General features: G+C 36.6%; 8 protein-coding genes. 2 read left to right on the top strand and 6 right to left on the bottom strand.

The genetic code is table 11. From position 1 onward, the window contains the following. Positions 1-58 precede the first annotated feature (58 nt). From ACIQXW_RS12620 to ACIQXW_RS12635, 4 genes are all read right to left on the bottom strand, one after another. The gene (locus tag ACIQXW_RS12620; RefSeq protein WP_340820931.1) at positions 59-469 is read right to left on the bottom strand and encodes a hypothetical protein; all 411 of its coding nucleotides are present in this window, start codon (positions 467-469) and stop codon (positions 59-61) included. A 120-nt stretch (positions 470-589) separates the two neighbouring features. Beyond that, the gene (locus ACIQXW_RS12625; protein ID WP_402762667.1) at positions 590-1,672 is read right to left on the bottom strand and encodes a CAP and S-layer homology domain-containing protein; all 1,083 of its coding nucleotides are present in this window, start codon (positions 1,670-1,672) and stop codon (positions 590-592) included. A 192-nt stretch (positions 1,673-1,864) separates the two neighbouring features. After that, on the bottom strand, positions 1,865-2,521 hold the full coding sequence (locus tag ACIQXW_RS12630) for an S-layer homology domain-containing protein (RefSeq protein WP_402762669.1): 657 nt from the start codon (positions 2,519-2,521) through the stop codon (positions 1,865-1,867). Between the two features lie 80 nt (positions 2,522-2,601). Continuing rightward, positions 2,602-6,093 (bottom strand): hypothetical protein, encoded by a 3,492-nt coding sequence (locus ACIQXW_RS12635; RefSeq protein WP_402762672.1) that lies wholly within the window; start codon positions 6,091-6,093, stop codon positions 2,602-2,604. A 528-nt stretch (positions 6,094-6,621) separates the two neighbouring features. On the opposite strand from ACIQXW_RS12635, the gene ACIQXW_RS12640 reads away from it, so the two are divergent. Together ACIQXW_RS12640 and ACIQXW_RS12645 are read left to right on the top strand one after the other, a co-directional pair. After that, positions 6,622-7,146 carry a hypothetical protein gene (locus ACIQXW_RS12640; protein ID WP_401019173.1) on the top strand — a complete coding sequence of 175 codons (525 nt, stop codon included), beginning with the start codon at positions 6,622-6,624 and terminating at the stop codon, positions 7,144-7,146. Further along, the gene (locus ACIQXW_RS12645) at positions 7,143-8,399 is read left to right on the top strand and encodes an efflux RND transporter periplasmic adaptor subunit (RefSeq protein WP_402762675.1); all 1,257 of its coding nucleotides are present in this window, start codon (positions 7,143-7,145) and stop codon (positions 8,397-8,399) included. The genes ACIQXW_RS12640 and ACIQXW_RS12645 overlap by 4 nt, the downstream gene beginning before the upstream one ends. 291 nt (positions 8,400-8,690) lie before the next feature. Here the strand turns inward: ACIQXW_RS12645 and ACIQXW_RS12650 are convergent, their stop codons facing one another. Both ACIQXW_RS12650 and ACIQXW_RS12655 read right to left on the bottom strand, forming a co-directional pair. Then, positions 8,691-10,538 carry a tetratricopeptide repeat-containing glycosyltransferase family 2 protein gene (locus ACIQXW_RS12650; protein ID WP_402762678.1) on the bottom strand — a complete coding sequence of 616 codons (1,848 nt, stop codon included), beginning with the start codon at positions 10,536-10,538 and terminating at the stop codon, positions 8,691-8,693. 324 nt (positions 10,539-10,862) lie between these two features. Next, positions 10,863-12,356, bottom strand: coding sequence for an S-layer homology domain-containing protein (locus ACIQXW_RS12655; RefSeq protein ID WP_402762680.1), 1,494 nt, complete (start codon positions 12,354-12,356; stop codon positions 10,863-10,865). Between the last annotated feature and the right edge of the window lie 247 nt (positions 12,357-12,603).

Here is a 12,603-nt window from a genome sequence, read left to right on the forward strand (position 1 = left end):
TGAAGTACTTTGCGATTTTCACTTTCTGTAGAAGTTCGATTAACATATTCTTTATGAGTTAGATACGATAAAACCAATCTTTATTGCTTATAAATACGTCAGTGACATATCGGTAAATCCTCTCTTCATTTTCCCAAATCCATTTATCAATATGCTCCATTAGGGTTTCATCTCTATATTTATTTATCCCCATCATATACATAGTAAGGATTTCATTTTCTCCTTTTGCTTTCAGTCTACCTATAAGTGTGGTAGCTGAAGAATCATTTACTATTTCATAATATGTCCAAACTCCCGACCTATTGGACTGTGATTGCCAATTTATCATCTCTCTTAATTCAACATACCAATCAGGCAAGTTGCTTTGTTCTTTTAATTCGCCATATGCAATAATAAACAATTCAGCCATTGAATTATAATCATTGATATTGTTAAAGAAGTTATCAATATATGTTTTATTAAATTTCATAGATATATTCACCCCACTCCTTAGTACAATAGAAAAGCCCTACCATTTTTGGTAGAGCTTCGTTTAGTAGCCACATAGTGTGGGCTTTTGTTTTGCCTCAGACGATTACCCATTCCAAAGTCATTGACTAGAAAATAGCTGGACCCAATAGTAAATTCCTTTGCTATCTACTGCAATCGCTACCCCTGTATTTGTATAATGTTCTCGCAAAATATTTTCTCGATGAGATGGTGATGCCATCCATGCTTTAACAGCCGCCTCAGAGCTTGGAATATTTCTACCTATATTTTCTCCTAAACTAGTATATGGATAATCGAATAAAGTAGCTAAATCCCAGGGCATGCCGTAGTAAGGTGATTCGTGCTCAAAATAATGTCGATTCACCATATCCTGTGCCTTAATAACGGCGACTTGTGTTAAAGCTCCATCATAGGTAAGCAACGGGAGCTTTCTTTTTTGTCTTTCGATGTTAACTAAATTTAACACATCGTTAGCCATTGTCGCTGAGTAGTTTTTTGTCGGAATATAAGTCTTTGATAAATAGTCATAGGCTATTTCATAATTTGTTAGTGTCGTTGTAAAGTCCAAGCTTCGTTCCACTAAGGAGGCAAATTGCGCACGTGTTACTAACAGATTAGGTGCAAATTGTTTCGCATTGACCCCTTTAATAATACCGACATCTGCAAGTGATTCAATATAGTCTTTCGCCCAATGGCCTTCATTAATATCACTAAACTTACTATTATTTTGAGAATCTACCTCAATTTTATATGCGAGCGTTAACATTTTAGCGATTTGCATGCGCTTCAAAGGTGCATCTGGGTTAAAGCAATCACCATTTTGCAATATCCCTAATTCTACTAGTGCGCAAATCTCCTTATAATAAGGATGATCTGCTGGTAAATCTACAAATTTGGGCTTAGCAGGCACATCTAACTTCAGTTGCATAGAACGGGCTATGGCAGCTGCTGCCTCCGCTCTTGTAATCGCTTGCTCTGGCTTAAACGTACCATCCTGATACGTTGTCATATATTGCTTATCTAACATATGCTGAATCGAGCTATTCGCCCAATGTGAAGGCGAAACATCCTTTGCCGTCTCTGCCGCTAATGCAACGTCTGAGCTATTTGGTAGAGGTAAGGCAAATGGAGTAGCCAGCAAAATAAGCGACATTCCGACAATACTAGATACTTTTTTTAACATAGCTACCTCCTATTTATATGTATGGCGTGCGTTTTTTTAAAGTTCCGGCTTCCCATCGAGAATCGGATAATTGATTTTCTTTACCCATAAGCCTTATATATAAACATACCATTATTACCTGTTTTTTCCTACAAAGATTTTAAAAAAATCACTCTAAAAGATTTTGCTTTCCTAAGAGTGATGTTTGTCTTTCTATTCAACTCCAATAATGTATAAGTCATCGTCATTTTTTTGTAATATGCGATAAAGGAATAAAGCCATTTGACCACGTCGAACATCCGTATATGGTGAGAATGTCGTAGAGCTTGTACCTTGTGTAATCCCATAATCTAATAACGTTTGAATATAATGATTGGTTTCAGCATCCTTTGTAAAATCTGTAAAGGGAGCAGTTAATGATGTCGCTTGTTTTAAATGAAAGCCCAATGTCAACATTTTGGCCATTTGACTACGTTTAATTGAAGCATTTGGATTATAGTGCGTCCCTTTTTGGATAATACCATTAGCTGCAAGCGCTGCAATTGGTCCATAATATTGATGTGAAGTTGGGACATCACTAAAGCCAGGATTATCAACATTGCTCGTTTGTAAATGAAGTGCTTGCGCTAAAAAATAAGCTGCTTCTCCACGTGTTAATTGTTGATAAGGGCTAAACGTTGTAGACGTTGTACCAAATACGATTCCTTTGCTATACAGTTCGCTAACTGCATTATATAGCTCCATCTCACTATCGCTTTTTTTAATATCTACAAATGGCATTGCAGCTGCTTGAGTAGGGATGACTGCAACACAAGGTGCCACAACTAAAGCCGTAGCAAACGCCCATGCGTATTTTTGCTTTGTTTCCATTGTCCTTCGCCCCTTTTTACATTGATTGACCTCTATAAAAAAATAACGAAAAGAGGGTCATGCCCTCTCTTCATTCTTTATTACAGCCCTAATTCCTTTATATGCTCTTGTAAAATACGATAGTTATAAACTAAATCTTGTTGTTCCAGTGATAGTGAACTATATAGTTTTTGTGCAGCAATCACTTTCTTTTCAAATGTCTTTGCATCAGGATCTAGTTCTGCAATAGCATCTACTACTTTGAGAACTGCAGCTATATCTTTTTCAGCATTTTTCAACTTATCGTAGTTGATAACCTGTCCTCTTACTTTGGAGTCTAGTGCCTTATATGCTGCTACTGCGTTCGCTACATCTTGGATATACGTGCTTGATGTTGGAGAAAGACTAGCGATAAGCTCCACAACTTTTTTCACTTCGCTCATGTTTTTCTCTGCTTCTAGCAAGATGGAATAATTCGATACTCTTTGTTTATCTGTTGTATTTAAACTATCGTAATCTTTACGTACTGACTCAATCATACCAAAGTACATTTTATCGCTTGGTTTTAAAGCCGCAATACTCTTGTACACTTTAATGACATTATCTAATGACAGAAGCAACTGCTCATTATAAACGTATTTGCGTTGTGTAGCGTTTAAATTATCATACGCCTTTAAAATCTTTTGATATTGACTGTCCATATTTTTCGATGTCATCAGCTTATCAATCTCATTGATAACGCTAATAACTGGCTTAATAATTTTTTCTTGATCTTGTAATGCTTTGTAATTTTCGACTGCCATTTGTTGCTCTTTAGGTAATGCATTATAGGCTGCACGAATTTCCTCAATGCGTTTTACATATTGATGTGGCTCAATATATGGTAATTCCTCAATCATACGTTGAACATTCCCTGCACCTAAAATACTTGTTTCAGCAGCTTGTAACTGCTTATAGTTTGTAACATACTGCTGCATGTCCTTACTTAGTGCATCATATAATGCGCGTGCTTGTACAGTATCATTATGGAATGTTTTACTCGAAGCTTTTAGCTTGCCAATTAATTCTATAACCTTTGCTAACGGTTCATAGCTTTGTAGCGTTGCCATATTGCTGACATACGCCTTTTGGTCTTTTGTCAATTTTTCATACGCTTTTTGTGCTGCATTGACTTTACTAACAAAGCTATTTGAGCTTGGGTCTAAGTTATCTATTTGCACCATGACATTTAAAATTGGTTTTACTTGTTTTTCACGATCCGTTAATAACTTTACGTTTGAGACAAGCTTTTTTTGTCCTGTTGTTAATTTGTCATAAGCAACACGGGCATTCATTAATTTCGTTAAATAATTTTCTTCTCCAGGAACTGCCGCATCGATTAAAGCAATGACTGTACTCGCAGAAGTTAGCTCTGTTTCTGCTGTCACAAGCTTTTCATAGTTGATGATTGCTTGCTGTTTTTCTTGAGGCAGTGCGTCATAATTTGCACGAGCAGTTTTTAAATCGTTTAAAAATGTCTTACTCGTTGGCTTCAATGTTTCTATTAAGCCAATTAAAGATGCCACATCTTCAACAGCTGTTAACTGTTCATAGTTTGTCACACGCTTTTGGGATGCTGTATCTAATGCATTAAAAGCTTTACGAGCTGCTACTACCTTTTTCGTATAGTCTTTGTTCGTTGGATTTAAAGCAGCGATTAAATTAATAACTTTCACAACATTGGCATTGTTTTTCTCGTACGTCGTTAATGTTTTATATTGCGTCACTAATTTTTTCGCATTTTTGTCCATGGCTTTATATTCTGCAGACAACTCCACTACTTTTGCGACAAATGTAGCATCTGATTCATTAGCTAACGCTATTACTTTATCATCAAACTGTTGAGCTGTTGTGATGTAACTTTCTGCTGTTAATAGAGCTGGATAGTTCGTTACTAATTTTTGTGCTTCAGGTGATAGTTTATTATATTCTGCTTTCAAGGCGGCAACGGTTTCTTTGAAATCTTTACGTGAAGTATTTAAAGCCAATATAGGATCGATGAGGCTCATCGCATCTACTTGGTCTTTTAATTTATTAGCTTTATAGCTTTTTACGAACTCACGCTTTGATGTATCCAATTTTAAATATGCGGTGTTAGCTGCCTTTGCCTTTTTTGTATAATCCTTCGCTGCTGGATCTAGTTTTTCAACAAGGGTGATGACATTTAACACTGCTTTATTTGAACTTTCCCAGCTCGTTAACTCTGCCAAATTGTTAACGATTTTTTTAACACTGGCTGCATCGATTTTTTGACCATCGGGTGCTACAGGCGTATTATAGGCTGCACGTGCTTCTTCGATTTTAGTGATTACATCTGGCGCTGTAGCAATGTCAGAAATAAGTGTTTCAATTACTTTTGCAGCTGCAATATTAGCTTCAGCCAATTGTAAATCAGTCACATTTTTCACAAAATCTTTTTTCGTTAGCTGATCGTATTCCGCTTTTGCCGCCGTTACTGCAGTACGATACGCATCCGTGTTGGAAATACGTAACGCAGTAATTTGCTTAGAAACATTGACTGCTGCTTGATATGGCTGAAGGTCATTGTAATTTGATACTAAGCGCTTTGTATCTGCATCCTTTAAATTATTGTATGCTGTTTCTATCGCTGTTACAGCACTAATAAAGCTTGCAGCCGTTGGGAAATCTTCTGGTTTTTTTGCTATCAGTTGCGTAATACTTGCGACAATCTTATCTGCTGATGATAAGTTCGCTAACACATCTGTATATTTTTTATATGGCGTAGCTGTTGTATTGTTCGGATTATAGGCAGTAATAATTTTCTTTTGATCAGCTGTCAGTGTGCTGTAACTTGTCGTTACTTCAGTTGCTGCTTCAGCGATTTGAGTAGAAGTTGATGACGTATTTTCTAGTACGCTAACAAAAGCATCTAATTTAGCAGTTGTTACTTTCGCCGCAGTTGCATCGTCATTCATTTTTACAAGCTTTGCGATATCTGCACCGTTCTTTTTAAAATAATTGTTACGCTCGGACTCGTCATAGCCATATTGGAGAGAGGTACCACGAACAGCCGATACAATGCCCTTTGCATCCTCAGCTTCTAATGCTGTATTCACGGCGTCCTTAAAATCTTGTTGAACAGCAAGATAGGAATTGGCATTTGAATCTGATCCTAAAAATGTTTCATAGTCTTTCTGAACTTTTGCAACATCCGCTATAAATGTTTTACTTGTATAAGATAATGCATTGATATTTTTACCAATATCAGTTAATTTCTTAACGAACTCTCGTTGTGCAACTACATAATCATACTTCGCTTCAATAAATGCTCGTTCATTTTCATTGAAATCAGTAGTGCTTAATACTTTTACATCTCCGTCTGCAATGACCATGTCATTTGCTGTTGATGTTTCTGAAAGCTTACCGAATTGTTCAATTGTTTTACTTCTCGAATCAGTTGCAGCTACGGTATTCACATAGGCTATTTGCTCAGTTTGTGATCCTGTTTGTGGTTGTGCTTCTTGCGCATTTGCAAGTGCAGTCGGTGTTAATAAAAGGCTTGTTAGGACACCCACTTTTAAAGGTTTCTTCAACTTGCTCATCCTTTCTTATTACGTTATATAGGAACATAGATATGTATCATTTATCGCGAATCTACTATCTTAAGTATCGGTATTTGTAACTTGATTTCAAGCTAATCTAGTAAACTCACGTACTTCCTTTACTAACTTACAGATAATTGCTATTTTTAGATAGAATAGACTTTTTAAAGGAAGTTATTGTTAGGATACTATATAATTGTGTTAGACGCATTTATCCCGCATCGATTATACGGAATTGAGCCTAATGAAAGTCCCACCATATCGAGAAAATTCCTTAAAAAAACTAGCATTTATACTATGTCATTTACCAGTAACTAGGTGTATACTACATCTTTAATATTTAATTTACTAGAAAGGGAGCTAGATATGTTTTATCACTACAAGTTTTGGCATAGCTTAACGCACCCCACGAACTTTACACAGGCTATTGAGTCAGGAGAAATAAGGGGCTATAAAAAACGAACATTCACGGTTTTCATACTCTTTTTGCTCCTTTTTGTGATACGCGAGTTTTGGGGTATGGGCACTGAAAACTTAACATCTTTATTTGCAATGAATCACCAGGATGAATACTATACAGCCCGTTTGCTATCAATGGTCGGAGCCATTGTTTGGGGAATCATTTATTTTTGCTTCCACTATTATGGCGTTACATATATATTACATCTATTAACGGACATTCCTTACAAATGGATTCAAAAAGTGCAGTTATATGTGGTAGCATTTTTGCTTATTGAAAAGGCCATTTTATTTGCAGTGTTCTATGCAGTTGGCTATTCTACATCGTTCTCCTTCTTTTCACTTGCCCCTGTTATACAGCAAGTATTGGATAAGGATGTTGTGTTATTCATTATTAATCAGTTAACGGTAACTACTGTGCTGACGATTATTGTGCACTTTACTTTCCTTTCAAAATGGGAGGAAGCGTCAGATCGTAAAGTACTATTAGCAAAAATTATCGTACTCCAGGTAATAATGGCTGTTATTGTTGGAATGATTAGCGTGTTACCACTACAAGAATGGATTACAAGGGGGTTAGGATGATGCGTATTATTAAATCCAGACCTTGGACAAGCCTTAGTATCATCGTGATAGCGCTATTAGTTGGCGTGAATGCCTTCTTCGTTTTCAAGGATAATAGTAAAGTAGCGCGTTCCTATTTTGTTGATGAATTTCAACGAGCTACCGCTGGTGACCGTGTAGAAACGGTGAAAAAGGATGCAATTGTTGCGCCAGCAGAAACGTATACAATTTCTGCAGATGCAAAAACTTTATCAGCTGTAAACGTAAAGCGTGGGCAGGATATTAAAGCAACCGATCTTCTAGCTACCTATAAAACTGAGGAAGTCGACGATGAATTAACGAAGTTAGAAGCTGAACGGGATGCATATGAAACCGAATTGAGTGATTTAGAATCTGCTTTATCACAAGTAGAATCTGAATTCGGAGACAAAACGAATCCGAAAAGTTCAATCAATACAGACCAAATTAGTGATAAATTAAATGTCACAGTTAAATTAGAATTAGGCCAACAAAATTCACCATCAACAGCTGTCGCTATTTTAAACCGTCATATTGCGGAAGCGACACGTCAAATTTCCGTAATGGATGCTCAAATTGCACAAATCCAAGCACGGCAAGGAGTGATTAGCCCTGTTGATGGCGTTATTTCCAACATTATCGAAGAAGCTGGTACGGTGACATTTGAAATTTATTCAACTGAAAAAGCATTGCTTGCTTACTTATCTGAGGATGAGTGGCAAAAGGTTTTAGCGGGACAAACGGTAAATTTTGATTTACAACATTTTAAAGATGATTTATCTGGTGTAGTACTTGAAAAACAGATGATCGCAACAAATCATGACTCTACATGGGCAAATGAATTAGCAAAATCGGCGAAACTGCCGAAACCAACTAATTATGAAGTAACGTTACAGCAGGACGATGTGTTAGAAAATATTCCATTTTCAACAGTCGGTCAAGCTTCAATTGTTGTTAACGAATCGCTCGATGCTTATAAAGTAAAGTCTTCTTGGGTTAAAAAAGCAAAAGGTGCCAAGAGCGTATATATTATCGATGAAAACGGAAAAATCCGCCTTGAAGATATTGACGTTGACTTTTCAACTGCAAATTCAACGATTTTCACAAGTTACTTCGATAAAGGCACACCGATTTTAGCTAATGAACAACGCAACATTTTAGCACGCTCCTTCTGCTCAATGCCTGTTAAAAAAATAGAATGGCAAAACTTCAAAGAAATTGGCTGGAAAGACTACGTCAAATACATTATTTTCTAAAACAAAATTAAGGAAGCTAGCCAGACCTAGCTTCAACCTAAAAAGGTAACAAGAGGTGTTCACTCTTGTTACTTTTTTGTCGCTTGAAGTGTCCACGAGAAGTGCCAGGCACTCAAACAATTTACTATATTAAATCCACGTAGACTCCTGCGGGAACAGCATAAGTTGTAAGCATCAACAAACGAACAACAGTGAAGGTTGCGGCTTACACTGTACCCGCGGAAAGCCTAATGGAAAGTATCTATACGAAGTGCCAGGCACTCAAACAATTTTGCGACTCCTACGCACTTCTTATTTTGTAGCATTGTATTGTAATGCTAGTTCTTTATATTCTTGAGCTTTTTGATATTGTCCTAATCGCTCATAACAGACAGCTAATTGAACATACGGTAGCCAAGTCCAAGCTGCATGATCGATTAAATTGCCTTGCTTCGGCTCATTTTTTACTATTGTTGCTTGCTCATACCAATAGATAGCTTGATCATATTGCTCATCTACTAAAAACCTTGCACCTAAGCGACAACAACATTCTGGACGAGGCATGCTATATGACAATGTTTTAAATAAATATTGCAATTGTTTATCAGGAGCATGTAGCATTTCATAACATTCCGCTACCTTTAAGCAAGCTGCTATTTCATCTTCTATCCAACCTTGTTTTGTTAATAAAAATTGATTATATTTTTCTACCGCTTCTTCGTACATGGCGTGATCTTTTAATTCATTTCCATAGTAAAATAAATCACGCGCCGAAAATTCCATTCCCTGCTCTTCTCTTTGTTTATAGATTTTTATATTTCGGTCTGTATATGCTTTCTCTTTACGATGAGTAATCGCTATATTACGCTGTATTATATTGCCATGAACAGATAAGTATTCATGGACTGCTCCAATCCAAGTAAAATTGCACGAACGTTTTACTAGTCTGTTTCTTTTAAGGCTGTATGTCGGCTCCCCATTATGATTGAATGCTAAATGATAATCCATCATTACACTGTCCACTTCTTTAGAGCTTAGTTCTTTTGTTAAGCTCGAAAAATGTAGTCTTTCGCTTTCCTGTAAAATATCATCTGCATCTAACCATAAAATATAATCTTTTGTTGCTTTGCTAAATGAAAAATTACGTGCTTTTGAAAAGTCGTCTATCCATTCAAAATCATAAATATCGTTTGTGTATTGCCTTGCGATTTCTTTCGTTTTATCTGATGAACCAGTATCTACAATGATGATTTCATCAACAGTTCCTTGAACGGAAGATAAACATCGTGCTAAAACTTGTTCTTCATTTTTAACTATCATACATAAGCTAACTGTTGCTTTTTCCTTTTTTTCAGTGAGGATTTCATCATTAAATTTTTGAGCACCAAGTAAGTCGGAATCTCGATAAATATGAAATGCAGGAAAACGCGTATCTACAAATAACTGTAAATCTAGTGCAGTTGCTCTTATGCAAAAATGTCGATCTTCTCCCCAAAAAGATAAATTCTTCAACTGTTTAAAACGGACACCTTTTAAAAGTGCTTTTCGACTTATTAATGTGCACGCACCCAACCCGCCCACTTCATATACCCCTGGTACTTTTAATTGCTTTATGAAAGCAGCAGTTCTATTTGCGATCTCTATTGGTTCCAATTTTTCTCCATTTTTTATTTCATATAATGTGTATTCATCCATCATCCAAACTTGAGGTAATGCTTCTATATCCTTTTGCCATTCGGTCCAGAAAACATTTGAAATGATGTCTTTTTGTTCATCCCATAAATTTTGTAGTGTATTCGGATACAGCATTAAATCTGAGTCGATAAGGAATAATCCATCATAGTTGAATTCAATAGCATGATCTATGATAGAATCTTTCATTTTTGCCACTTTTTCTATTAGTGAATCTGTCCAATAATGTGTTTTATCATCTTTCATATAAATATCATTTTGTTGATCATTTTTAATAATTTTTACACGCTCGTTTTTTGATTGAAATGACGTTAAAAGTTCTGTCGATTGTTTATCGTCATTATCATCTATAAATAAAAAATCCACTACAAGTTCATCTTGATTTAACGATTGTAGTGAAGTTAAAAAATACGCCAAAATATATGGTTTTTGTCGCACAGGGCTGGCAATTAAAATATGAGGTTTCATGTAATCCTCCTTCATTAGATCCTTTAGGAAAACATAATGCTAACAATTTATTTTGTACTAAAGTGAATTAGGAACAATGGTCATAGTTATATCAATATTCATATTTCACTTGATTTGTTACAGTAATGAAGGTTTTACGGGGGCTTGAAATTAGAAAAGCCCTCTTATATGATGCAAAAGTCAACGACAATTGACTTATCATCACATAAGAGAGCTCCATTTACCTAGGGTAACGGCGATTTTCTGGATTTAATCGGCGATTTTAAAGGTTCTATCGGCGATTCACCATAGTTTATCGGCGATTCCAAAGGTTCTATCGGCGGTTCACCATGAATTTTCCATATCTTGTTGCGTTGCTAGCTCGTAGTACATAGATGCTATACCACTTACTTCGTACATCATGCCGTGTACGTAAAGTTTCTCACCATTTGTGCCGTTTAGGCGAATGGCAAAAAGGGCCTCTCCTTTTCCAACTCGTTTAATTGTTACACCATCTGCTGAACTTTCAACCTCAACAATTTTGTGATCAATCGTTGCTCCTGTATATTGCTCGATGTTAACATCTTTAACCGTAAAGCCTATTTCACTTGTTGGAATGAATTCGCTACTTATTTCAACAGCTGCAGAAGTATACATATCAAAACCATCCGTTTCAGCACGAATGCCGACGCGTACAGATTGACCTTTACCATCAGATAATGTAGCAATATAATCTCCTGCCTGCAGTAACCTTAACTCGTAATTGCCGCCTTTCGGAATGCTTTCTTCCTCCCAACCATCAAAATTAAATGGTTGATACACATAGACTTTATCACTTACCTCATAACCGTTTGCAGTTGTTAGCTGAATGTGAGCCGGATTAAAACCTAACTCTTCCTCAAAAAGGAGTGCTACACCAGGTGTTATTTCATCCGTTTGCTGGCAATTGAGCTGGAGTTTGCCGTCTACTTCTGTAACAACAATCTTATATTTTTGTGTCTCGACGACCTCATAGTTTTCTTCCTTATCCATATTGTAACCAATTAACACGAAGTAGCCCGAGCCTTCTCGCAATGCCTCTACTGTTACACCATTCGTTGTTTGGTGAATTTTGAAAAATTCATGCTCACCATCAGTCGCAATATTGTCATAAGAGTAGGCATCAAGTTGACTTGCACCAAGTTCGCTTGCAGAAAATTTCTGTAAAACTCGATTCGCTTGCATCGCCTCTATGCGTTGAATAAACAATGCGAGCTGCGAACGCTTCACTGTTTCTTTTAAACCAAATGTAGTCGCTGTAATCCCCTTTGTAATGTTTTGTTCAAACAAAGGTCCAATTGCATAATACGCATCGGAGTATTTCACAACATCTGTAAATGGCAGTGTCCAATCTTCTGCATTATTGACTAATTGGTAGGCAGACGTTAACATACTCGCTAACTGTTCGCGAGTAATAGCTTGATTCACACCGAAGCTACCGTTCGCAAAGCCCGACGTAATTCCTTCATTAGCTAAAGCAGCAATTGCGCCATAGTATTCATCACTTTGCTGAACATCCATAAAGTGTGGATCTATCACGTTTTGCGTATCTAACGCTAATAAGTTAGCTAAAATTTTCGCAACTTGTCCACGCGTAACATCAGCAAATGGCTTGAATGTACCATCTGAATATCCATTGATAATACCTCTTGCTGCTAAATCTTTTACCGCTGCTCCATATTCTTTCGACAGATCAACATCGCTAAAACCTTCTGCTGCCTGCGCTGTCGGTACCACGACAATGGCACTTGTTGCTAATGCCGCAACGATTGCTCCTTGAAATAAACTGTTACGCTTCATCCGCTCATCCCCCTACACATTTTATCTATCATACTTGATAATACGTGGAGGTAATAGTAAAAGTTTCATATTCTTCTATAGTTATGTATTTTGATGCTGTACTTACTATAAATAGCAATACCCCAATGCTAGAGGTATTGCTTCATTTACAGGGATTTCTCTCCATCAAAAAAGCCTTGTGACCATGATGAAACAAAAAGTTTCATCTAATCACAAGGCTAGTTACTAGTAAACTAGTTTATAGCTT

This window comes from Lysinibacillus sp. NPDC097162, from assembly GCF_044762185.1.
Classification (GTDB): Bacteria; Bacillota; Bacilli; order Bacillales_A; family Planococcaceae; genus Lysinibacillus.

Bases quoted from the DNA above. Each gene is read 5' to 3' on its own strand.
- ACIQXW_RS12620 (WP_340820931.1), bottom strand. From the start codon at position 469: ATGAAATTTAATAAAACATATATTGATAACTTCTTTAACAATATCAAT.
- ACIQXW_RS12625 (WP_402762667.1), bottom strand. From the start codon at position 1,672: ATGTTAAAAAAAGTATCTAGTATTGTCGGAATGTCGCTTATTTTGCTG.
- ACIQXW_RS12630 (WP_402762669.1), bottom strand. From the start codon at position 2,521: ATGGAAACAAAGCAAAAATACGCATGGGCGTTTGCTACGGCTTTAGTT.
- ACIQXW_RS12640 (WP_401019173.1), top strand. From the start codon at position 6,622: ATGGGCACTGAAAACTTAACATCTTTATTTGCAATGAATCACCAGGAT.
- ACIQXW_RS12645 (WP_402762675.1), top strand. From the start codon at position 7,143: ATGATGCGTATTATTAAATCCAGACCTTGGACAAGCCTTAGTATCATC.
- ACIQXW_RS12650 (WP_402762678.1), bottom strand. From the start codon at position 10,538: ATGAAACCTCATATTTTAATTGCCAGCCCTGTGCGACAAAAACCATAT.
- ACIQXW_RS12655 (WP_402762680.1), bottom strand. From the start codon at position 12,356: ATGAAGCGTAACAGTTTATTTCAAGGAGCAATCGTTGCGGCATTAGCA.